Source organism: Actinomadura oligospora ATCC 43269, from assembly GCF_000518265.1.
Classification (GTDB): Bacteria; Actinomycetota; Actinomycetes; order Streptosporangiales; family Streptosporangiaceae; genus Spirillospora; species Spirillospora oligospora.
Genome location: NZ_JADG01000004.1, coordinates 817,401 through 840,028, shown reverse-complemented (window position 1 = coordinate 840,028; position 22,628 = coordinate 817,401). Strand labels below are relative to the sequence as shown.

The 22,628-nt window shown below is 72.5% G+C and carries 19 protein-coding genes; 10 read left to right on the top strand and 9 right to left on the bottom strand.

Going from position 1 to position 22,628, the window contains the following annotated elements:
* Nucleotides 1–133 precede the first annotated feature (133 nt).
* From P696_RS0108365 to P696_RS44085, 8 genes are all read left to right on the top strand, one after another.
* Complete coding sequence (locus P696_RS0108365; RefSeq protein WP_026411990.1) at nt 134–2,830, top strand: DNA translocase FtsK; 2,697 nt, start codon at nt 134–136, stop codon at nt 2,828–2,830.
* Nucleotides 2,831–3,107: 277 nt separating this feature from the next.
* Nucleotides 3,108–3,890, top strand: coding sequence for a helix-turn-helix domain-containing protein (locus P696_RS0108360; protein WP_026411989.1), 783 nt, complete (start codon nt 3,108–3,110; stop codon nt 3,888–3,890).
* 157 nt (nt 3,891–4,047) lie between these two features.
* Nucleotides 4,048–5,511, top strand: coding sequence for a 30S ribosomal protein S12 methylthiotransferase RimO (gene rimO, locus P696_RS0108355; protein ID WP_026411988.1), 1,464 nt, complete (start codon nt 4,048–4,050; stop codon nt 5,509–5,511).
* A complete protein-coding gene (gene pgsA / locus P696_RS0108350) occupies nt 5,508–6,110 on the top strand; it encodes a CDP-diacylglycerol--glycerol-3-phosphate 3-phosphatidyltransferase (protein ID WP_026411987.1) in 603 nt (200 codons plus the stop codon). Before rimO ends, pgsA begins: the two co-directional genes overlap by 4 nt.
* Before the next feature lie 116 nt (nt 6,111–6,226).
* Entirely contained in the window at nt 6,227–7,525 is a 1,299-nt protein-coding gene (locus tag P696_RS0108345) for a CinA family nicotinamide mononucleotide deamidase-related protein (RefSeq protein ID WP_245627562.1), read from the top strand.
* Between the two features lie 111 nt (nt 7,526–7,636).
* On the top strand, nt 7,637–7,993 hold the full coding sequence (locus tag P696_RS0108340) for a helix-turn-helix domain-containing protein (RefSeq protein ID WP_034483461.1): 357 nt from the start codon (nt 7,637–7,639) through the stop codon (nt 7,991–7,993).
* 167 nt (nt 7,994–8,160) lie between these two features.
* Nucleotides 8,161–8,628: a Dps family protein gene (locus tag P696_RS0108335; protein ID WP_026411984.1), complete on the top strand. Its 468-nt coding sequence runs from the start codon at nt 8,161–8,163 to the stop codon at nt 8,626–8,628.
* A gap of 92 nt (nt 8,629–8,720) precedes the next feature.
* On the top strand, nt 8,721–9,482 hold the full coding sequence (locus P696_RS44085) for a GNAT family N-acetyltransferase (RefSeq protein WP_064743932.1): 762 nt from the start codon (nt 8,721–8,723) through the stop codon (nt 9,480–9,482).
* On the opposite strand, the gene P696_RS0108325 is transcribed toward P696_RS44085, so the two are convergent.
* Together P696_RS0108325 and P696_RS0108320 are read right to left on the bottom strand one after the other, a co-directional pair.
* Complete coding sequence (locus tag P696_RS0108325; RefSeq protein ID WP_034483458.1) at nt 9,418–10,596, bottom strand: methyltransferase domain-containing protein; 1,179 nt, start codon at nt 10,594–10,596, stop codon at nt 9,418–9,420. The genes P696_RS44085 and P696_RS0108325 overlap by 65 nt on opposite strands.
* Before the next feature lie 32 nt (nt 10,597–10,628).
* A complete protein-coding gene (locus P696_RS0108320) occupies nt 10,629–12,890 on the bottom strand; it encodes an ATP-binding cassette domain-containing protein (RefSeq protein ID WP_026411982.1) in 2,262 nt (753 codons plus the stop codon).
* Nucleotides 12,891–12,964: 74 nt separating this feature from the next.
* Between P696_RS0108320 and P696_RS0108315 the strand changes: the two genes are divergently transcribed.
* Nucleotides 12,965–13,771, top strand: coding sequence for a TetR/AcrR family transcriptional regulator C-terminal domain-containing protein (locus tag P696_RS0108315; RefSeq protein ID WP_026411981.1), 807 nt, complete (start codon nt 12,965–12,967; stop codon nt 13,769–13,771).
* A 27-nt stretch (nt 13,772–13,798) separates the two neighbouring features.
* On the opposite strand, the gene P696_RS55715 is transcribed toward P696_RS0108315, so the two are convergent.
* Complete coding sequence (locus P696_RS55715) at nt 13,799–14,689, bottom strand: LysR family transcriptional regulator (RefSeq protein ID WP_026411980.1); 891 nt, start codon at nt 14,687–14,689, stop codon at nt 13,799–13,801.
* 108 nt (nt 14,690–14,797) lie between these two features.
* Here P696_RS55715 and P696_RS0108305 point away from each other — a divergent pair, with 108 nt between their 5' ends.
* Nucleotides 14,798–16,006 (top strand): MFS transporter, encoded by a 1,209-nt coding sequence (locus P696_RS0108305; protein ID WP_026411979.1) that lies wholly within the window; start codon nt 14,798–14,800, stop codon nt 16,004–16,006.
* Here the strand turns inward: P696_RS0108305 and P696_RS0108300 are convergent.
* The 6 genes from P696_RS0108300 to P696_RS0108275 all read right to left on the bottom strand — a co-directional run bounded on the left by P696_RS0108300 (nt 16,003) and on the right by P696_RS0108275 (nt 22,392).
* Nucleotides 16,003–16,842 (bottom strand): Fpg/Nei family DNA glycosylase, encoded by an 840-nt coding sequence (locus tag P696_RS0108300; protein ID WP_026411978.1) that lies wholly within the window; start codon nt 16,840–16,842, stop codon nt 16,003–16,005. The two genes, P696_RS0108305 and P696_RS0108300, sit on opposite strands and share 4 nt — an antisense overlap.
* Nucleotides 16,843–16,845: 3 nt before the next feature.
* A complete protein-coding gene (locus P696_RS0108295) occupies nt 16,846–17,310 on the bottom strand; it encodes an RrF2 family transcriptional regulator (protein ID WP_026411977.1) in 465 nt (154 codons plus the stop codon).
* Nucleotides 17,311–17,521: 211 nt separating this feature from the next.
* The gene (locus P696_RS0108290; RefSeq protein ID WP_026411976.1) at nt 17,522–19,000 is read right to left on the bottom strand and encodes a glycoside hydrolase family 3 protein; all 1,479 of its coding nucleotides are present in this window, start codon (nt 18,998–19,000) and stop codon (nt 17,522–17,524) included.
* Nucleotides 18,997–19,851 carry a carbohydrate ABC transporter permease gene (locus P696_RS0108285; RefSeq protein ID WP_026411975.1) on the bottom strand — a complete coding sequence of 285 codons (855 nt, stop codon included), beginning with the start codon at nt 19,849–19,851 and terminating at the stop codon, nt 18,997–18,999. The genes P696_RS0108290 and P696_RS0108285 overlap by 4 nt, the downstream gene beginning before the upstream one ends.
* Entirely contained in the window at nt 19,848–20,873 is a 1,026-nt protein-coding gene (locus P696_RS0108280) for a carbohydrate ABC transporter permease (protein WP_245627561.1), read from the bottom strand. The genes P696_RS0108285 and P696_RS0108280 overlap by 4 nt, the downstream gene beginning before the upstream one ends.
* Before the next feature lie 232 nt (nt 20,874–21,105).
* Entirely contained in the window at nt 21,106–22,392 is a 1,287-nt protein-coding gene (locus tag P696_RS0108275; RefSeq protein WP_026411973.1) for an extracellular solute-binding protein, read from the bottom strand.
* Nucleotides 22,393–22,628 lie beyond the last annotated feature (236 nt).

Here is a 22,628-nt window from a genome sequence, read left to right as displayed (position 1 = left end):
GTCCGGGGCCGTCGCGTATCCGCCTCCTCCCGGGGCGCTCCCGTCCGCTGGGACATATCGGGTTTGCGTGGGTCGCACTGACACGCCGGTGCGATCCTGGGAACGCCGGTCGGACTTGGTTAATCTCTGCACCATGGCCACACGTCCGTCCGGGGGAGCGAAGACCGCGTCGTCGTCCTCGCGTTCCGGGGGCGGCGGCGGATCCGCGGGCGGGTCGGGACGGTCGTCCGGCGCCAGGTCGCAGGGCGGCAGGCCTTCCACCGGCAAGGGGTCCGGCGGCAAGGGTTCCGGTGGCAGGGCGCCCGCGGCGCGCAAGTCCGGTCAGGGCGGCAAGGGGCGTGGTCAGTCGCGCAAACAGCAGCCCAGCCAGCCGGATCCGATCCCCCAGCTCGTGCTCGGACTGTTCAAGCTCCTGTTCAAGCTCTACCATCTGGCCGCCGTGGCGGTCGGGTCGGTCTTCCGCGCCTATGGGAACGGAGCGCGTGACTTGAACGAGGAGCACCGCCGCGACGGGCTCGGGCTCGCGCTGCTCGGCGCCGCGATCGTGCTGGCCTCGGTGCTGTGGTGGACGCCCGAGGGCGTCGTCACGGTGGCGATCGAGCGGGTGGTGCGCGGCGCGCTCGGCGTGCTCGCCATGGCGCTGCCCGTGGTGCTCGCCGTCCTCGCCTGGCGGACGCTGCGCCACCCCGAGCACAACGAGGACACCGGACGCGTCGTCATCGGCATGACGGCGCTCGGCGTCGGCGTGCTCGGCATCGTCCACATCGCGTCCGGCCACCCCGCCCCCGCGAACGACATGGCCGGGGTGCGCGGCGCGGGCGGCGTGGTCGGCTGGCTGGTCGCCGCGCCGCTGCGGGCGACGCTGTCGGCGTGGGTGGCCGTTCCGCTGCTGCTGCTCCTCTCGGCGTTCGGGCTCCTGGTGGTGACCGCGACGCCGATCGCCCGCGTCCCGGACCGGCTGGCCGAGCTGTGGGCGATCGCGACGCTGCAGGGCCGTCCGGAGCGTCCGGACGAGACCGCCGACGAGGACGCCAAGCCCAAGCGCCGCCGCAAGAAGAAGGACGAGGAGGAGGACGGGCTCGAGGTCGGGGAGCACTCCCGGCCCTACGACACGCCCGTCCTGGACGACGCGCCCGCCAAGAAGGAGAAGGCCCGCAAGAGCGGCGACCTCGCCGACGACCTGTTCGGCCCGGATCCGCTCGGCGCCGAAGCGCCCGCCGACGGCGACGTCCCGCCTCCGCCGCTCCCCGAGGACGACGTCCCCGCCGAGTACCGGTCCGACACGCCCCCGGACGATCGCGACGTCCCGGATCCGACGCCCGCGCCGTCCCGCACCGAGCAACTGCCGCTGTCGTCGTCCGGTGAGATCTACGAGCTGCCCGACCCGGCGACGCTCCGGCCTGGCAGCGTCGCCAAGCCGCGCACCAAGGCCAACGACACCGTGGTCGCCTCGCTCACCGAGGTGCTCGAGCAGTTCAACATCGACGCGCAGGTCACCGGGTTCACCCGGGGCCCGACGATCACCCGGTACGAGATCGAGCTCGGCCCGGCGGTGAAGGTCGAGAAGATCACCGCGCTGACCAAGAACATCGCCTACGCGGTCAAGTCCGCCGATGTCCGGATCATCTCCCCGATCCCCGGCAAGTCGGCGATCGGGGTCGAGATCCCGAACGTGGACAAGGACATCGTCAGCCTCGGCGACGTGCTGCGCTCGCCCGCCGCGACCAACGAGCACCACCCGATGGTCGTCGGCCTCGGCAAGGACGTCGAGGGCCGCACGGTGGTGGCGAACCTGGCGAAGATGCCGCACATCCTCATCGCGGGCGCGACCGGCGCGGGCAAGTCGACCTGCATCAACGGCCTGATCACCTCGGTCATGATGCGGGCCACGCCGGACGAGGTCCGGATGATCCTGGTCGACCCCAAGCGGGTCGAGCTGACCATGTACCAGGGCATCCCGCACCTGATCACGCCGATCATCACCAACCCCAAGAAGGCCGCCGAGGCCCTGGACTGGGTGGTCGGCGAGATGGACCGCCGCTACGACGACCTCGCCGCCTCCGGGTTCCGGCACGTGGACGACTTCAACAAGGCGGTCCGCGCGGGCAAGCTCACCGCGCCGCCCGGCAGCGAGCGGGTCTACACGCCCTACCCGTACATGCTGGTGATCGTCGACGAGCTGGCCGACCTGATGATGGTCGCCCCCCGCGACGTCGAGGACTCGGTCGTCCGGATCACCCAGTTGGCCCGTGCCGCCGGGATCCACCTGGTGCTGGCGACGCAGCGGCCCTCGGTGGACGTGGTGACCGGCCTGATCAAGGCCAACGTGCCGTCCCGGCTGGCGTTCGCGACGTCCTCGCTCGCCGACAGCCGGGTCATCCTCGACCAGCCCGGCGCGGAGAAGCTGGTCGGCCAGGGCGACGCGCTGTTCCTGCCGATGGGCGCGAGCAAGCCGATGCGGCTGCAGAACGCGTACGTCGCCGAGAAGGAGATCCACGCGGTCGTCGAGCACTGCAAGGCCCAGATGGAGGCGGTGTACCGCGAGGACGTCGCCGCCGCGGCGGGCCCGAAGAAGGAGATCGACGAGGAGATCGGCGACGACATGGACCTGCTCGTCCAGGCCGTCGAGCTCGTCGTGACCACGCAGTTCGGGTCGACGTCCATGCTCCAGCGCAAGCTGCGGGTCGGGTTCGCCAAGGCGGGCCGCCTGATGGACCTGATGGAGAGCCGCAGCATCGTGGGACCGAGCGAGGGGTCCAAGGCGCGCGACGTTCTGGTGAAGCCGGACGAGCTGGCCGGTGTCCTCGCCGACGTCCGGGGCGGTGCCTGAGCCGTGGGGGCCCTCGGCCCGCGACGGCCCACGCGGTGTCCGCGATCGCTGTGATCGCGTTACTTGTCCGATTCGTTCCGGGCGCATGATCCACTTGCGCGCGGGTAGAGGGGCCGTGGACGGCGGCGGCCGATGGCCGGAGCATGGACGGATTGATGCGAAATCTTGCCTCGTTTCCCAAGTGTTGACTATCGCTCCACGGGCATGGCGGTTCCTAGACTGGAATCTCCGGCACGGGGGGTCGGTCGCCTGATGGTGCGGTCTGAGGGAGGCTCGCGTGAGCATCGGTGAGACCTTGGCGAGGCAGCGCGAGCGGGCCGGGCTGACCGTGACGCAGGTGAGTCTGCGCACCCGGATCCGCGAGTCGGTCGTCAGCGCGATCGAACGCGACGACTTCTCCCCGTGCGGCGGCAACTTCTACGCGCGCGGGCACATCCGGAGCATCGCGCGGGTCGTCGGCGTCGATCCGGAGCCGCTCGTCCAGGAGTTCGACGAGGCGCACGGCGGGGCCCCGCAGCCGGCGTCCGCGATCACGGTCTTCGAGCCCGACCAGCAGGTCGCGCTGCGCGGGCGGCGGTCCCCGAACTGGACGGCCGCGATGGCGCTCGCGCTGGTCCTGGTCGTCGGGTACGGGATCTTCCAGGTGCTGCACCGCGGCGGAGGCGAGCGCCACGACGCCCAGCAGGTCGCGGGCACGCCGGTCGCGCCGAAGCCGACCACGCCGGCCCCGACCACGCCCGCGCCGGACCCGACCACGGCGGCGCCCCCGTCGATCGGGAAACCGCACAAGGGCGTCCAGATCAAGCTGACGGCACGCCGGGCGACCTGGGTGGACGTCCGGGGCGACAAGGGCCGGTCGCTGTTCACCGGCACCCTGTCGGCGGGCGCCGACCGGCACTGGTCGGCCCGCAAGGTGATCAGCATCGTGATCGGGAACGGCGGCGGCGTCCGGCTGACGGTGAACGGCCACGACATCGGCTCGCCCGGAACCGACGGGAACGTGATGGAGCTGAAGTTCACCCCGTCCGACCCGAAGCCGGGGGACGACCAGCCCACCTGACGGGCGGTCGCCGGAGGCCCTCAGAAGGCCGGGCGGAGTGGTGTTCGCCACGCTCGGCAGCCGCCTGACGCCGGACCGGAACATCCCGGGGCGGACCGGGCCGAACCGGGGATCCCCGTGGTCCGGCGAGGGCCCGGAGCCCATTACCTTTGGATACATGTCCACTAGCCGCAAGGTCTCGCTCGTCACGCTCGGCTGCGCCCGGAACGAGGTCGACTCCGAAGAGCTCGCCGCCCGCATCGAGGGAGCGGGCTGGGACCTCTCCGACAGCGCCGAGGACGCCGACGTGGTCGTGGTGAACACCTGCGGGTTCATTGACGCGGCCAAGAAGGACTCCATCGACACACTGCTCGCCGCCAAGGACTCCGGCGCCAAGGTCGTCGCGGCCGGGTGCATGGCCGAGCGGTACGGCGCGGAGCTGGCCGAGGCGCTGCCCGAGACCGACGCGGTGCTGAGCTTCGACGACTACGCGGGCATCGGCGACCGGCTGGACGACGTGATGGCCGGGCGCCGCCACGAGGCCCACAAGCCCCGCGACCGCCGCACGCTGCTGCCGATCTCGCCCGTGGAGCGGTCCGGATCCGCCGGGTCCGTGGCGATCCCCGGGCACGGCGGTCACGCGCACGGCGGGCATGACCACGACGCGAAGCCCGGCCAGGACGCCCCGGCCGACCTTCCGGACGGCCTGGCCCCGGCGTCCGGGCCGCGCGTGCTGCGCCGCCGCCTCGGCGGGGGGCCGGTCGCGCCGCTGAAGCTGGCGTCCGGCTGCGACCGCCGCTGCACGTTCTGCGCGATCCCGGCCTTCCGCGGCGCCTACGTGTCCCGGAACCCGGCCGAGGTGCTGGAGGAGGCCCGCTGGCTGGCCGGGCACGACGTCCGCGAGCTGGTCCTGGTCTCGGAGAACTCCACGTCCTTCGGCAAGGACCTGGGCGACCTGCGCGCGCTGGAGAAGCTGCTGCCGCAGCTGGCGGCCGTGGACGGCATCGAGCGGGTGCGCGCGTCCTACCTGCAGCCCGCCGAGCTCCGTCCGGGCCTGCTGGAGGTGCTGTGCCAGACACCGGGCGTCGCGCGGTACTTCGACCTGTCGTTCCAGCACGCCTCCGGGTCCGTGCTGCGCTCGATGCGCCGGTTCGGCGACCGTGAGCGTTTCCTCGACCTGCTCACGCGTGTGCGCGAGATGGCGCCCGAGGCGGGCGTGCGGTCCAACTTCATCGTCGGGTTCCCCGGCGAGACCGAGGACGACCTGGAAGAGCTCATGGCCTTCCTCACCGACGCCCGGCTTGACGCCATCGGCGTGTTCGGCTACTCCGACGAGGACGGCACCGAGGCCGCCACCTTCGACGGCAAGGTCGACCCGGCCGAGGTCGCCCGCCGGGTGGAGGAGGTCTCCGCGCTGGCCGAGGAGCTGACCGCCCAGCGCGCCGAGGACCGGATCGGCACCGAGATCTCCGTGCTGGTCGAGGAGAGGACCGAGGACGGCTACGAGGGCCGCGCCGAGCACCAGGCGCCCGAGGTGGACGGCATGGTGCTCGTCCGGGGCGAGGGGCTGACGATCGGCGAGTTCGTCACCGCGACCGTGGTGGACAGCGACGGCGTGGATCTCGTGGCGGACCTCTCATGACCTCCGGCGCGCCGGGGCCGGTGGCCGAACCGCCGCCGCCCCCGCCGCCGCCCGCGAGCCTGTACAACATCGCGAACCTGCTCACGATGGTGCGCATCCTGCTGGTGCCGCTGTTCGTGTGGCTGCTGCTGAAGGACACCACGGCCTGGCGGCTCGCCGCGTTCGCGGTGTTCGCGGTCGCGTCGGTCACCGACAAGATCGACGGCGACCTGGCCCGGAAGCGGAACCTGGTCACCGACTTCGGCAAGATCGCCGATCCGATCGCGGACAAGGCGCTGACCGGCGCCGCGCTGATCGCCCTGTCGGTGCTCGGGCAGCTGTGGTGGTGGGTCACGATCGCGATCCTGGTCCGCGAGATCGGGATCACGCTGCTGCGGTTCGTGGTGATCCGGTACGGGGTGATCCCGGCCAGCAAGGGCGGGAAGCTCAAGACCACCCTGCAGATCCTCGCGATCGGCCTGTACATCCTGCCGCTGCCGGGGTTCGTCCAGCCCGTCGCGTGGGCCGCGATGGCCGCCGCGCTGATCGTCACGGTCGTGACCGGCGTGGACTACCTGTTCCAGGCGTGGCGGCTGCGGAGGTCGGCCCTCGGCCGCTGAGGCGCCCCAGGGCTGCCTCCGGACGTCCTGAGGGGCGTGTGGCGGGGGCCCGCGGGACCGTTCCCAGACTGTCCGGGCCGGGCGGTAGGTTGCTTGCGGACGGAAGGGGACGGGCCGTGCTGCGAGTGGAACTGGTGACGGTCGGGGACGAGCTGCTGCTCGGCGACACGATCAACGGCAACGCCGCCTGGCTGGGCCGGAGGCTCGCCGAGCGCGGCGTGGACGTCACGCGCAGCGTCGTGGTGGGCGACGGGCTGGAGGAGATCGTCCAGGCTGTCGAGGAGGGTCTGGGGCGCGCGGACGCGGTGATCACCACCGGCGGCCTCGGCCCGACGTCCGACGATCTGACGCGTGACGCGCTGGCCCAGGCCGCGGGGGTGGCGATCGTCCGCGATCCGGAGCTGGAGCGGAGGCTCCGCGAGCGGGTGGCGGCGGCCGGGCGCGAGCTGCAGCCGATGGCGCTGCGCATGGCGGACGTCCCCGAGGGCGCCCGCACGCTGGCGAACTCGGCGGGAAGCGCGCCGGGCCTGCGGGTCGAGCTGCCCGGCGGCCCGGTGTACGCGCTGCCCGGCGTGCCGTTCGAGATGCACACGATCATGGACGAGGTGGTCCTGCCGGAGCTGGCCGAGCGCGCGGGCCTGCCCGCGGTCGCGCGCCGCACGCTGCGCACGGCGGGGCTGTGGGAGTCGGTCGTCGCCGCGCGGCTCGCCCCGGTCGAGGCCATGCCGGGCGTGACGCTCGCGTACCTGCCCGACCCGTCGGAGGTCCGGGTGCGGGTCACGGCGGCGGGAGAGAAGCCGTCGGAGCTGCTGGACGAGGCCGAGGCGCGCGTGCGCGAGCTGCTCGGCGACGCGGTCTACGGCGCCGACGGCGAGACGCTCGACCGGGTCGTCCACCGGCTGCTGGCCGAGCGCGGCGCGACGGTCGCGACGGCCGAGTCGCTGACGGGCGGGCTGATCGGCGCGGAGCTGACCAGGATGCCCGGATCGTCCGCGACCTATGCGGGCGGCGTGGTCTCCTACGCGACCGGGCTGAAGCACCGGCTGCTCGGCGTGGACGAGTCGCTGCTGGAGTCGGAGGGGGCCGTCCATCCGGACGTGGCCCGGCAGATGGCCGAGGGCGTCCGTGATCGGCTGGGGGCCACCTACGGCGTCGCGGTGACCGGTGTGGCCGGACCGGAACCTCAGGATGGCCGTCCGGTTGGCACGGTCTATGTCTCGGTGGCCGGACCCGGAAAAGCCTTCTGTGTCACCAGGCCGCGACTCCCCGTGCCCGGCCCGGGCGACGAGAGCCGGGCCGCGCTGCGCCGGATGACGGTGGTCCACGCCCTTGACCTGCTGCGTCGCGTCCTGCTCGGACTTGACGCGGAGCCCGCGGCCGGGGACGCTCGGAATGATCGGGAAGAGTCGGGCTGATTACAGCGTTACGTTCCGAGCGAACACGAAATCGACGGTCTGCCACGGCCGCGCTCCGGGCGGGTACGGTGGAACCGGCAGATGGTCCGAACTGAGGGAGGGAGCGAGACGATGGTCCTGCTTCGCAGCCTGCTCGGTGACGTCCTGCGGGCGCTGCGGCTGCGCCAGGGGCGCACCCTCCGCGAGGTGTCGGCGGCGGCCCGGGTGTCGCTGGGCTACCTGTCCGAGGTGGAGCGTGGGCAGAAGGAGGCGTCCTCCGAGCTGCTGTCCTCGATCTGCAAGGCCCTCGGGGTGCCGCTCAGCCACGTTCTGCGTGAGGTCGCCGACCAGCTGGCGCTGGCCGAACTCCAGCACGAGCCGGTGATGGCCGGCCCACCGCCGGAGCACGAGCGGATCAGCACCGACACGGTGCCGGATTCGCCGGAGGAGATCGCGGGCGAGTTCCGGGCCGACATGGTGGCCGCCTGACGGTGGTCCGGAACGGCGACCGCCCCCGCGGTCGCCCCGCCGCGATCACCCGTGCCCAGAGCGTTCTTTGCCAGAGGTGTGCGGTGGCTCACTGGTAGGCGTGGCATTTCGGGGCAGGTTTCCGTGTTGTAACGATCAACGGACGTACGACGCGGAAGGAGCTCAGAATGGCTGCGGTGAAGAGCCCCCTTTCCGAGGCGGCTCAGAAGGTGACCGGCACGGCCCTGCAGGGCGCGCTGATCGACCTCGTCGACCTCTCCCTGTACGCCAAGCAGGCGCACTGGAACCTGGTCGGCCCGCGCTTCAAGGTGGTCCACGAGCACCTGGACGAGATCGTCGACCTGGCCCGTCAGGCGCAGGACGACGTCGCCGAGCGGGCGGTCGCGATCGGCGTGAACCCGGACGGCCGGTCCGGAACCGTCGCCCAGCGGACCGAGATCCAGCAGCTCGAGCCCGGTTATCTGGCCGACGACAAGGTCGTCGCCGCCGTGACCGACACCCTGTTCGAGATCATCGGCCGGTTCCGCGAGCGCATCGCGGCGACCGACGAGCCCGACCCGGTCACCCAGGACCTCCTCATCGGCATCACCGCCGAGCTGGAGAAGCAGCACTGGATGTTCCAGGCGCAGTCCTGACGCACGCGCAATCCTGAAGAAGCGTCGAACCGAACCCCATCCCGGATGTCCGGGGTGGGGTTCGGTGCCGTCCGGGGGGCTAGGATCGCGCGATGATCCGGTTTGACCTGCTTGTTCATGAGGCGTGGCCCGCCGCCGAGTGCGTCGGACACGAGGGGTGGGTCTTCCGGAGTGCCGGTGGCGTGACGAAACGGGCCAATTCGGTCTGGCCTGCCGTCCCGGTGGACGATCCGGACGCGGCCGTCGACGCCGCTGAGAGGTTCTACGCGGACCGAGGGCTGCCGTCGGTCTTCTCCCTGTCGGACGACCCGGAGCTGGACGCCCTGCTCGAGCGGCGGGGCTACGAGCTGGTCGATCCGACCTTGCTGATGTCCCGCGGGCTGCCTGGGGCCGCGCCCGCCGAGGGCGTCGAGATCGCGGACGAGCCGTCCGGCGCGTGGGTGGACACCTGGTGGTCGGTGGACGGCCGCTACGCCGACCAGGGCCCGGCGGCGCGGACGATCATCACCGGGGTCCGCGCCGACTACGCGACGTTCGGCGCGGGTGTCGGACGCGGCGTGCCGCAAGGGGACTGGTACGGGATCTACTGCATGGCCGTCCGTCCTGAGGCGCGTCGGCGGGGAGTGGCGCGTCAGGTGTTGCGCGCTCTGCTGCACAAGGGCGCTGCGGGCGGGGCCAGCCGCGCTTACCTGTGCGTGACGGAGAAGAACCTGGCCGCTCAGGCGCTGTATGCGGCTGAGGGGTTCGAGGTGGCCGGGCGGTATCACTACCGCGTGCGCGCGGGGACGGTCAGAGGGGCAGGGGTTGGTCGGGACGGTCCAGCCAGACCTGCTGGCCGGACGGCGCGGCGGTGAGGCCGAAGCGGTCGCGGTCGGGACGGCCCCAGGCGATCCAGTGCTGGTAGGCGGTTTCGACCTCGTCCCATAGGCGGCGATCGCCGTACTGGTGGACGGGGTAGTCGTCGCGGCCCGGCAGGAAGTCCACGGACGCCCAGGCGGGGTCGTCGGCGCGGCTCTCGATGGCCCAGAAGCGGCACGAGCCGTCCACGGCCATCTCGGCGTACGCGCGGACGCCGGGGACGAGCGCGGCGATCGCGACCTCCGCGCCGGGGGACGCGCCGAGCAGGCCGCGCGGGTCGGTCCGGGTGGCGGCCACGGCGGCCTTCGCGCCGGTCGCGGACGCCGCGGGCGGCCCGCCCGGGCGGCGCTGGGAGCGCAGCATCATGAACCCGGCCGGGCCGGAGAGCCGTCCGAGGGCGGCGCCGTCGGTGGTGACCGTCAGGACGGCGAGGTGCCCGATGCCCCAGCCCGGGGACCAGGGGAGCACGATCACGCCGCCGGGACGGGTCTGCGCGGCCCACGCGGACGGCACCTGGTCGACGCCGCAGGTGACGTGGACGCGGTCGTAGGGCGCGCCGGACGGGTCGCCCGCGGCGCCGTCCCCGACGACCAGGTGGGGTGAGAGGTCGAGCGAGGCGAGGTTGGCGGCGGCGCGGGCGGCCAGGGCCTCGTCGATCTCGACGGACGTCACCAGGCCCGGACCGAGGCGCGAGGTGAGCAGGCCCGCCGTCCAGCCGGAGCCGGTGCCGATCTCCAGCACCCGGTGGTGGTCCAGCGGGCGCAGCGCCTCCAGGAACGTGACCACGACGCCGGGCGCCGAGCAGGACGACGTCCACGGCCCGGCGGGCTGGGCGGGGTCGCCCGCGCCCTCGGCGACCTGCGTCGCGATCGCGGTGTCGGCGTAGACGGCGTCCCACCAGGCGGCGGGGTCGGTCTCGAGGTCGATCGGGAAGCCCGTCCCGCCGGGGCGGTCCGGCACCGCCCAGGCGGCCCGGGGGACGAACCGGTGCCGGGGCACGGCGTGCAGCGCCGCCCGCCAGCGCGGGTCGGCGAGCCCGCCGAGCGCGGTCAGCTCGTCCGCCAGCCGGTCGATCCTGCCGGTCACGCCCGGGTCGTCGGTGCCGCTCATGCCTCCACTGTGCTCACATCACGGTGTGGGGATCAAGCGACGTATTCCCGCAGGTGGACGGCGGTGAGCGTGGTGCCGTGCGCGACGAGGCCGGCGGGCGTGCCGGTGAAGACGACCTCGCCGCCGTCCGATCCCGCGCCGGGGCCGAGGTCGATGATCCAGTCGGCGTGGGCCATCACGGCCTGGTGGTGCTCGATGACGACGACCGAGTTCCCGGCGTCGACGAGCCGGTCCAGGAGGGCGAGCAGCTGGTCGACGTCGGCGAGGTGGAGGCCGGTGGTCGGCTCGTCCAGGATGTAGGTCGCGGCCTTCTCCGCCATGTGGATCGCGAGCTTGAGCCGCTGCCGCTCACCTCCGGAGAGCGTGGTGAGCGGCTGGCCGAGCCCGAGGTAGCCGAGGCCGACGTCGCCGAGCCGTCCGAGGATCGTCCGGGCCTGGCCCCGGCTGAAGAAGCCGCGCGCCTCGTCCACGGACATGGCGAGGACCTCGCTGATGTTCCGGCCGTCGAGGGTGTATTCGAGCACTTCGGGAGTGAAACGGCGACCCTCGCATTCTTCGCAGACCGTGGCGACTCCGGCCATCATCGCGAGGTCGGTGTAGACGAGTCCGAGGCCCTTGCAGTTGGGGCAGGCGCCTTCGGAGTTCGCCGAGAACAGGGCGGGCTTCACGCCGTTGGCCTTGGCGAACGCCGTCCGGATCGGGTCGAGCAACCCGGTGTAGGTCGCGGGGTTGGAGCGCCGCGAGCCGCGGATAGGCGACTGGTCGACGGAGACGACGCCGTCGCGTCCGGCCAGGTAGCCGTGGATGAGGGAGCTCTTCCCGGATCCGGCCACGCCCGTGACCACGGTGAGGACGCCCAGCGGGACATCCACGCCGACGTTCTTGAGGTTGTGGCGGGTCGCGCCGGTGATGGACGCGTGGCCGGTCGGCGTGCGGACGGTTTCGCGGAGCCGGGCGCGGTGGTCCAGGTGGCGTCCGGTGAGCGTGCCGGACGCGCGGAGCCCCGCGAGGTCGCCGGTGAAGCAGACGGTGCCGCCGCCGGTGCCCGCGCCGGGGCCGAGGTCGACGACGTGGTCGGCGATCTCGATGGTCTCGGGCTTGTGCTCGACGACCAGGACGGTGTTGCCCTTGTCGCGCAGGCGCAGGAGCAGGTCGTTCATGCGGCGGATGTCGTGTGGGTGCAGGCCGACGGTCGGCTCGTCGAACACGTAGGTGACGTCGGTGAGGCTCGAACCGAGGTGGCGGACCATCTTGACGCGCTGGGCCTCGCCGCCGGACAGGCTGCCGGACTCGCGGTCCAGGCTGAGGTAGCCGAGCCCGACCTCGACCAGCGACTCCAGCGTCTCGCGCAGCGAGGCGAGCAGCGGCGCGACGGACGGCTCGTCCAGCTTGCGGACGAACGCGGCCAGGTCGCTGATCTGCAGCGCCGAGCAGTCCGCGATGTTCATCCCGCCGATCCTGGACGAGAGCGCCGCCGCGTTCAGGCGCGCGCCGCCGCAGTCCTGGCAGGCCGTGAACGTGACGGCCCGCTCCACGAACGCGCGGATGTGCGGCTGCGCCGCCTCCTTGTCCTTGGAGAGGAAGAGCCGCCGGACCTTGACCACCAGGCCCTCGTAGTTGGTGTTCATCCCGTTGAGCTTGATCTTCGTGGCGGGCTTGTGGAGGAAGTCGTCCCACTGCTGGGCGGTGTAGTCGCGCAGCTTGACGTCCGGATCGACGAAGCCGGATTCGGCGAAGTTCTTCCAGTACCAGGAGTCGACGGCGAAGTTCGGGACGGTGATCGCGCCCTCGTTGAGCGACCTGTCCCGGTCGACGAGCTGGTCGACGTCGATGTCGGACACCTTGCCGAGGCCCTCGCAGCGCGGGCACATGCCGTCGGCGGTGTTGAAGCTGAACGCGCTGGACGTCCCCACGTGGGGTTCGCCGAGACGGCTGAACACGATCCTGAGCATGGCGGACGCGTCGGTGGCGGTGCCGACCGTGGAGCGCGCGTTCGCGCCCATCCGCTCCTGGTCGACGACGATCGCGGCGGACAGGTTGCGCAGGCCGTCCACGTCCGGGCGGGGGATGTTGGGCATGAACGACTGGACGAACGCGGTGTAGGTCTCGTTGATCAGCCGCTGCGACTCGGCCGCGATCGTGCCGAAGACCAGCGAGGACTTGCCCGAGCCCGAGACCCCGGTGAACACCGTGAGACGGCGCTTGGGCAGGTCGAGCGACACGTCCGCGAGGTTGTTCTCGCGCGCCCCGCGGACCTCGATGACGTCGTGGCTGTCGGCGGTGTGCCGGGTCATGCGCGTCCCTCCGTTGATATCTTTAGAGCATAAAGAGATCTGGTTGATCAGCTTATGCCATAAGGAGTCCAGACATGGCCGTCTTCGTGGGACAGGGCGACCCGCGCCGCTCGATGGAGCTGCTCTGGCGGGAGGCCGCGCGGTCCCCGGCGTCGAGGGCGGGCATGCCCGGTCCCAAGCCCGGACTGTCCGTGGACGCCGTGGTCGACGCGGCGATCGAGGTCGCCGACGAGGTCGGCACGGCGGCGCTGTCCATGCGGCTGGTGGGGGAGCGGCTCGGGCGCACCGCCATGGCGCTCTACACCTACGTCCAGGGCAAGGCCGAGCTGGTCGACCTGATGTACGACAAGGTGCTCGGCGAGCTGCCCGCCTCCTTCCCGCAGGACCGGTGGCGCGACGCGCTGGTCGCCTGGGCCGAGGTCACGCGCGAGTTCCAGCTGCGGCATCCGTGGGTGTCGCAGGTGTCGGAGGCGCGTCCCGTCCTCGGGCCCAACGAGTACCTCGCCTACAACGCGCTGGCCGGGGTCCTGCGCCGGGCGGGACTGCGGCCGGACGAGGCGCGCGCGACCATGCCCGTCCTCGTCCGGTACGTGGACGGCGCGGTCAGGGCCGTGAACGAGGCGCGCCAGGCGGCCCGCACGACCGGCGTCTCGGACGAGGAGTGGTGGAACGCCCGCGCCGCCGCGCTGGCGGAGGTCGCGCCCGACCACCTCGACGCCGTCCCGGACATGGCCTGGCTGGAGTCCCGCGACGTCCCGCCGCCCGAGCACGACGGGCCCTACCTGGAGATGCTCGTGGACGAGAGCTTCCACCAGGGCCTCGCCGTCATCCTGGACGGCATCGAGGCCCGGCTCGCCGCCCGGACCTCGGGAACCCGGTAACTCGCGGGGCTCGGTGGCTCGTGGTGGTCAGTGGTTCTCGGACGCCTCCAGGCAGGCGCGGACGAAGTCGCGCAGCACCGGGTCGGTGTCGCCGCGCGGCCAGACGACGGCGAGTTCGCTCACCGGCGCGTCCTCGATGGGCCGGTAGACCACGCCCGGACGCCGGTACACGCGCGACGACATCTCCGCGACCATCGCGATGCCACGGCCGGACTGGATGGCGAGGAAGTAGTCCTCGGAGTTGTGCACCTCGACGCCGACCTTCGGCAGCGTGCCGAGACCGTCCACGGCGAGCCAGTGCTCACGCAGAGGCCCGGACGACGCGGGCAGCGCCACGAACGTCTCGTCCCGCAGGTCGGCCAGGCGCACGGACGCGCGCTCGGCCAGCCGGTGCCCCTCCGGCAGCGCGACGCAGCGTCCTTCGCGGACGATGACCTCGTGGTCCAGCAGGTTCGCGCCCGGGACCGGCAGGCGCAGCAGCGCCGCGCGGTCGCGTCCGGACAGGACCGTGCCCGCCGGATCGCTCCAGTCGTTCAGCCGCAGTTCGACCCGCAGGTCCGGGCGAAGCGCGGCGAACCGCTCGGTGACGTCGCGCAGCAGCGCGGGGGAGACCGCCGAGTGGTAGCCGATCTGCAGCATCCGGGCGGCGGCGTCCCGGTCGGCGCGGGCCTGCCGCTCCCAGTCGTCCAGGGCCTCGACGGCGGTGCGGGCGACGGGCAGCAGCGAGCGGCCCGCGTCGGTCAGCGCCACCGAGTGCCGGGTGCGGACGAACAACGCCGCGCCCAGCTCCTCCTCCAGCCGCCGGACGGCCTTGGACAGCGCGGGCTGCGCCACGTACAGCCGCTCCGCCGCGCGGGTGAAGTGCAGCTCCTCCGCCACGGCGACGAAGTACCGTAGCGAGCGCGTCGAAACGTCCATGCCCGGAACGGTAATGCCGGTTCGAGCGGTCATGCCCCCATGGTCATGCCGATCCGGCATCACCAAGGATCTTGGCGGCGGGGCGTCGGCCGGGCGGATCATCCCGGTATGAACACCTGGAAGGGCTTGGCGGCCGTCGTCCTCAGCATCGTCGCCGCGATGACGCCGGTCTTCGGCGTCGCGGCGCTCGCCACCCCCGTCGAAGAGGGGCTGCCGGTCTCCAGGACCGTGTTCGGCCTCGTCCTGAGCGGCTTCTTCGCGGTGAGCGCGCTCGGCGCGCCGCTCGCCCGCCGGGCCGCCGCGAAGCTGGCGGTGCCGGTCGTGCTCGCCCTGGTCAACGTCCTGGCCGCGGCCGGGCTCGTCCTGGCGGCGCTGGCCCCGAACGCGGCCGTGCTCGGCGCGGCGCTGGCCCTCGCGGGCGCGGGCAACGCGCTCACCCAGCCGGTCGCGGGCCGGTTCATCGCGGGCCGCGTCCCGGCGCACCGGCTGTCCCTGGCGTCCGGGCTGGTCAGCGCGGCGCTCGGGGTGAGCCCCCTGCTGCCCGGCCTGCTCGCGGGCCTGGTCGCCGGGCCGCACGGCTGGCGCGCCGCCCTCTGGGCCGCGCTGGTCTGCCCGGTGCTGGGCCTCGTCGTGACACCGCTGGCACGCGTCCCGGCCGCCGGAGCCGCGTCCCGTCCGGGCACGTCCGCCGAGAAGCCCGCCGTCGCGCCGGTGCGGGGGATCGGCGCGGTGCTCGTGTTGTGGACGGTCGCCGCGGCGCTCGCCACGATCGGCTCCAACGCCATGGCCTCGTACTTCATCCAGATCGGGACGCAGTCGGGCCTGTCCACCGGTCTCGCCGGGATCATGCAGTCGGTCGCGGGGCTGCTCGCCGTCGCCGTCCGGCTCGTCGCGGGCACGGCCGCCGACCGGGCGCCGCGCCGCAACCCCGCGGTCGTCGCGGGCATGATGCTCGCGGGCGGGATCGGCCTGCTGGTCACCGCCGCCGGGAACCCCGTCTGCTTCGTCGCCGGGGCGGTGCTGACCGTCGCGGGCGGCTGGGGCTGGACGGGCCTGCTGTTCGCGGCCGTGCTGCGGGTGCTGCCCGGTGACGGGGCCCGCGCGGGCGGTCAGGTCCAGCTCGGGCTGTTCACCGGCGCGGCGATCGCCCCGTTCGCCTTCGGCGCGGTGACCGGCGTGCTCGGCCTGTCGTCCACGCTGCTGATCGCGGCGCTCATCGTCGTCCTCGGCGCGGTGGCCATGGTCGCCGGGACCGCTCTGCTGGCCCGCGCCGAGAGCCCCGCGGTTCCAGGCGAGCGGGCCGCCGCGACGGTCTAGGCGCGGGCGGATCGGGGCTCGGGCTGGCAGCGGGGGCACCAGAAAGTGACCCGCTCGCCGGAGGCCGGACCCTGGTCCCCGCGTCCCTGGTCCCCGCGTCCCTGGTCCGCGCGGCCCTGGTCGGCCCGCCGGATCCGGGTGCCGCAGCGCAGGCAGGGACGCCCCGCCCGGCCGTACACCCAGTTGCGCCGTCCGGGCCGCAGGTCGCCGGTCGTGACGTGGCCGTGCCGCAGTTTGTTGGCGTCGAGCAGGCGCCGGGCCAGGTCGACCATCCCGTCCGGGTCGCGGACGGCCCCGACCGGCGTCCACGGGTGCACACCGCGCAGGAACAGGATCTCGGACTTGTAGACGTTGCCGATCCCGGCGAGCAGGGTCTGGTCGAGAAGGGCCTCGCCGACGGCGCGGCCGGGATCGCGGGTGAGGCGCCGGACGGCCTCGGCGGCGTCCCAGTCCGGAGCCAGGAGGTCGGGGCCGAGGCCGCCGACCGCGCGGTCCTCCTCGCCCGTGGGCAGGACCTCGACCGTGCCGAGCGAGTAGCCCGCCGCCATCCACTCGGCGTTCGCCAGCACCAGCCGCACCCGGTGGTCGCGCGGCGGGGCCCCGGCCGGGCGGATCCGCCACTCGCCGTCCATCTTCAGGTGCGTGTGGACGGTCAGCCCGCCCTCGATCCTCGCCAGCAGGTGCTTGCCCCGGGGGACCACGTCGTCGACGGCGCGTCCGCGCAGGTCGAGCGTGGCGTAGCGGGGGACGCGGAAGTCCGAGAGCGTGAGAGGCCGCCCGGCGAGCGCGTCGCGCAGTCGCCGGGCGGCCAGGAAGATCGTGTCGCCCTCGGGCATGGCCTAGATCAGGGAGGGGCTCTCCCAGGCGGCCGGATCCTCGGTGAGCTTGCGGACCTGCTCGGGCAGGTCGCCGGACGCGATGTGCGCCAGCGTCACCTGCTCCAGGATGGCGCGCTCGCTGGCCCGCAGCGCGATCCAGACCTCCTGGAGCGACGCCGCCGGGCCCTCGTAGCCGACGTGCTCGGGGCGCTCGCCCCGGACGCCGAGCAGGGGCCCGTCGATCGCGCGGATCAGGTCGGCCAGGGCGATCTTGTCGGCCGGTCGCGCCAGCCAGTAGCCGCCCTCCGGCCCGCGCTGGCTGCGCACCAGACCCGACCGGCGCAACTGGCCGAGGATGTTCTCGAGGAACTTGGGAGGGATCTGCTGCGCCTCCGCGAGCTGGACCGCGGTGACGGGGTGATTCCCGGCCACCGCCAGCTCCGCGGCGGCTCGCAACGCGTAGTCGACCCGGGCGGACAATCGCATGAACGTATTATCCCTTGCCGATCGGACTGGTTGGGCTTTAGCCCCCCATCAGCCCCGGGAACGGTCCGCATCCCGGGAGATGCAGGGGACGTCGGCGGACGGGAAAGGGGCGGACGCCGGATCGCGGCCGTCCGCCCCTCCCACCCCACCCCGCTCGGTCCGCGGATCCCTTTCAGCGTGCGAGGCCCGCGGAGCGAGGGACCTCAGGACGTCAGACCTCGGACTCCGCGAGGTCCCGGTTCGCGAGGCCGAGGACCTCGGCCGCCGCGCGGGCGTTGGCCTGCGCCGCGCCGTAGGTCGCGACGTGGACCGCGCCCTCCGGCCGCCAGACCGGCAGGCCCATGTCCACCAGCACCGCGTCCGGACGGGCCGCCAGCAGCGCGGAGGCCAGCGCCCGCTGCCCGGCGTGCCGGTGCGCGTCCCGCAGGACCACGACCAGGCCGCGTCCGGTGGCACGTTCCAGCACGTCGCCCGCCTCGTCCGGCGTGCCCTCCGCCCGGACGGCGTCGGCGGCCCACGGGGACAGGCCCCACGGCGTCGGGCCGACCGCGATGTTGCCGTCCGAGGCCAGCTCCACCACCAGCGGCGCGACGGGGAAGGCGGGCAGGTCGCCGGTGATCCGCACGGCCCGGCGCGCCGCGTCCAGGCCGGCGGCCCGGTCCACCGGGACGGCGGCGCTCCCCTCCAGCCAGTCCTTCAGCGCGCCGGTGCGCGCGGCGGCGTCCGCCAGCCGCTCGATCGGCAGCCGCCCGGACGCGACCGCGCCCTCGATCGCGGCCAGCACCGCCAGCAGCGACCCGTGGTGCTCGCGCGGACCGAGGCAGAGCAGGTCGGCGCCCGCGAGCAGGGCCCGCACGGCCGCCTCCGGGATGCCGATCGCGCCGCTCGCGCCCTTCATGTCCAGCGCGTCGGTCACGATCACGCCCCGGTACCCCAGGTGCTCGCGGAGCAGACCGGTGATCACGGCGTGCGAGAGGGTGGCCGGGACCCCGGCGGTGATCTTCGGCAGGTCGAGGTGCGCCGTCATCACCGCCCGGGCCCCGGCCTCGATGGCCGCCCGGAACGGCACCAGCTCGCGCCGGTCGAGCAGCTCCAGGTCGGCGTCGACGACGGGCACGCCCAGGTGCGAGTCCTCCACGGTGGCCCCGTGACCGGGGAAGTGCTTGGCGCAGGCCGCGACCCCCGCCTCCTGGGTGCCCGCGACGGCCGCCGCCGCGTGCCGCGCCACCAGCTCCGGGTCGGGCCCGAACGAGCGGGTGCCGATCACCGGGTTGTCGGCGGCGGTGTTGACGTCCACCGACGGCGCGAAGTTCAGGTTGACCCCGACCGCGCCGAGCTCCGCGCCGAGCGACCGGTAGACGCGGCGGGTCAGCGCCACGTCGTCCACCGCGCCGAGCGCCGCGTTGCCCGGGTACGGGCTGGCCTCCTTGTGCCCGCCGAGGCGGGTGACGTCGCCGCCCTCCTCGTCGATGGTCACCAGGGGCGTCCCGGCGGTGCGCATCCGGGCGGTCAGCGCCGCCAGCCGCCCGGTGTCCGGGACGTTCCCGTTCAGCGCGAACAGGGTCACGCCGCCGAGGCCGCGCTCCAGCTCGTCCAGGACCCAGCGGGGCGCCGCCGGGCCGTCGAAGGACGGCAGCAGGGCGCTCCGCGCGAGCCGTCCGACCTCGTCGTTTCCGATTCGCTGGCTCATCCCTTGACTGCCCCCGCTACCAGGCCGGACACCATCCGGCGTTGCACGATCAGGAAGAAGACCATCACCGGGATGGTGAACAGGGTGGAGGACGCCATGATCGAGCCCCACTCCACCTGCGTCCGGCCGAAGCTGTAGGACAGCGTCAGCGGCAGCATGTACTTGTCCTGGTCCTTCAGGAACGCGAACGCGATGACGAACTCGTTCCACGCGTTCACGAAGGAGAAGATGCTGGTCGCGACCAGGCCCGGCGCGACCAGCGGGAAGGTGATCCGCCAGAACGTCGTGGCCCTGGACGCGCCGTCGATGGACGCGGCGTCCTCCAGGTCCTTCGGGACGGCCGCGACGAACCCGCGCAGCATCAGCACCGAGAACGCCAGCGTCGACCCGACGTACACGATGATCACGCCGCCCAGGCTGTTCAGCAGGTGCAGCCGCTGCGCGTTCAGCATCAGCGGCAGCATCAGCGCCTCCAGCGGCACCATCTGCACGATGATCAACATCAGCAGGAACGCGACCCGGCCCCGGAACCGGGTGCGGGCGACCGCGTAGGCGGCCAGGACCGAGACCACGCTTCCCACCGCGACCGTGACGACCGCGACGATCAGGCTGTTCAGGAAGAAGTGGAACAGGCCGTAGTCCAGGCCCTGGCCGTTGATCACGGCCTTGAAGTGGCGCAGCGTCCAGTGCACCGGCACCGGCAGCGGCGTCTCGGAGTTGATGTCCTCGTCGGTCTTGAACGCCGACGACACCATCCAGAAGACGGGGAAGACGGCGAACAGGAAGACCAGGATCCCCGCGGTGTTCAGGGCGACGCGCGTGCCGCGCCCGCCCGTGCGCGATGTGCTCACGCGACCTCCCCCTGCTTGACCATGACCCGCACGTAGAAGCCGGTGAACACCAGCAGGATGGCGGTGAGGACCAGCGCGATCGCGCCCCCCAGCCCGTACTTGGCCGGGAACGCCACGGCCTCGGAGTAGGCGTACATGGCGAGGTTGAACGAGTCCCGGTTGGCGGTGCCGCCGGACAGGAACCACAGCTGGGTGAACACCTTGAAGTCCCAGATGATCGACAGGACGGTGAGCACCAGGAACACCGGCTTCAGCAGCGGGAAGGTGATCTGCCAGAACGTCGTCCACGCCGACGAGCCGTCCACCCGCGCCGCCTCGTACAGCTCGCTGGGCACGCTCTTCAGCCCGGCGAGGACCGACACCGCGATGAACGGGAACGACTGCCAGACGACGCAGAGGACCAGCACGACGTAGGTGGTCAGCGGCTCGGAGAACCAGTTGTAGTCGTCCCAGCCGCCGCCGACGAGCCAGTTCGGCAGCAGGTCCAGCAGCCACGGGACCAGGCCGCCGCCGGGCGTGAACAGCCACTTGTAGACGATCGCGGACGAGATCGCCGGGGTCGCCCACGCGAGCAGCGCGCCGGACGACACCAGCAGCGACATCTTCCTGCCGAGCCGGTTCAGCAGCAGCCCGACCAGGGTGCCGACGATCATCGTGAGGACGACCATCGCGGCGGCCGAGAGCACGGTGTTGAGGAGGACCTTCCAGAAGAAGTCGTCTTCGAGGACCGTGCTGAAGTTCTTGAACCCGACGTTCTCGGCGGGTTCGAGGCCGCGGACCTCGCGGGTGCCGATCTTGTGGAACGACATCCAGACGAGCTGGCCGATCGGGTAGAGGATGAGCACCGCGATGGTCGCGACGGTCGGCGCGATCAGCAGGTACGGGCCCGGACGGAACCGGACGGTGCGGCGCGCCGGGCGCGGGCCGCCGGGCCCGCCGGGGCGCTCGGCCCGGCCGGGAGCGCGCGGGGCCCCTGTGTTCGCCATGGAGGCGGGGTTCGCCGTGTCGGCGGTGTTCGCCATGGAGGCTGGCCTATCCCTCGGGGACTCTGCGGGCGGGGGTACCGTCCGCCTGCGGGCGGGGAGTACCGTCCGCGGGCGGGAACCGGGGTCCCCGCCGACGTCGTGGGCGGGACGGTCGATCCGGGCCCGCGGAACGGTGGAGGTCCCGGCCGGCGACGCGTGTGCGGACGCGTCGCCGGCCGGGACGTCGGCGGCGGACCGGGCAGCGGTCCCGGCCCGCCGGGCTGACGGGTCAGCTCTGGTTGAGGGTGTCGGTCATGGCCTTGTTGGCCTTGGCGATCGCCGAGTCGATCGAGCCCCCGTTCATGACCTCCTTGAGGAGGGTGGGGATGATCTTCTTGTTCTGGTCCGCCTCGGTCCAGTTCGGGGTCTTCGGCGCGCCCTTGACGTTGGCCATCTGCTGCGAGGCCGGGCCCTGGATCGGGTCCTTGGCGTAGGAGTCGTCCTTCAGCAGGTCGGTGAACTGCGGGAAGAACTTCAGCTGGTCGGCGAACGCCTTGGCGTTCTTCTTGCTCGCCACCGAGGACAGGTAGTCGAACGCGACGCCCTTGGCCTTGGAGTCACGCCAGACCGCCAGGTGCGAGCCGCCCGAGAACGCCGGGCCGACCTGGCCGGTCGGCGTCGGGATGGTGAACGCGCCCATCTCCTTGGTGTACTTGGCGCTGATCTTCTCGATCTGCGGCAGCGTCCAGGCGCCGTCGATGTACATGCCGAGCTTGCCGTTGGCGAAGTCCTTCTGCGGACCGGCCAGCTCGTTCACCCCGATGTACTTCTTGGGGGCGACGCCGTCCTTGACCAGGCCGGTGTAGAACTCGACGGCCTTCCTGGCCTCGGGGGTGTCGAGCTTGCCGGCCCACTTGCCGTTCTCCTGGGCGGCGATGTCGCCGCCCGCGCCGAACAGGAAGCTGGCGAACCCGTTGGTGAAGTCGGACGGGGCGGCGATGCCGTCGACCTTGCCGCCCTCCTTGTCCTGGATGGTCTTGGCGGCGGCCTTCAGCTCGTCCCAGGTCTTGGGGATCTGGACGCCGTCCTTCTGGAACAGGTCCTTGCGGTACCAGACGACCCGGACACCGGCGTACCACGGCACGGCGTAGGTCTTGCCGTCCAGCTGGCCGAGGTCCAGGGAGCCCTTGACCAGGTCCTTGCCCTCCGTCCAGCCGTTCACGTTCCCGGTGATGTCGGCGAGGGCGCTCTGCCCGGCCCAGGTCACGGCCTGGTCGTTGCCGATCTCGACGACGTCCGGGCCCTGGCCGGTGTTCAGCGCGTCCTGGAGCTTCTTGGTCGCGTCCGGCCACGGGACGTAGACGACCTCGACCTGGGTCTTCGGGTGCTTCTGCTGGAAGTCGGCCTTGGCCTGCGCGAGGACGCCGTCCTCCTCCTTGTTGGCCGCGCCCATGAACCAGGCGGTCAGCTTCGCGGGCTCGGCTCCCGAGTCCTTGTCCTTCTTGTCGCCGCCGCCACACGCGGTGAGGCCGATCGCCAGGGCCGCGCCGACGGCCGTGATTTTCGCGATCTTCAAGGGGTTCTCCTTCTTCCGGCCGCCCCTCGCGGGCGGGACTTCACGGCGCGATGCGGGAAACCGGTGCCGGACCGTTTAAGGTCCAGCCATGCCCGGTGTTCCGCGCACCGGCCGCGGGGGGTGCTCGCGAGTCGGTGAAACGCTCGCGTCCTGCTCCGTTCGCCTGGGGCGGTGGGACGCTTGCGCGTAAACTAACAAGAAACTTTCCTAAACAAAACCGCCCGTTAGCGGATTGA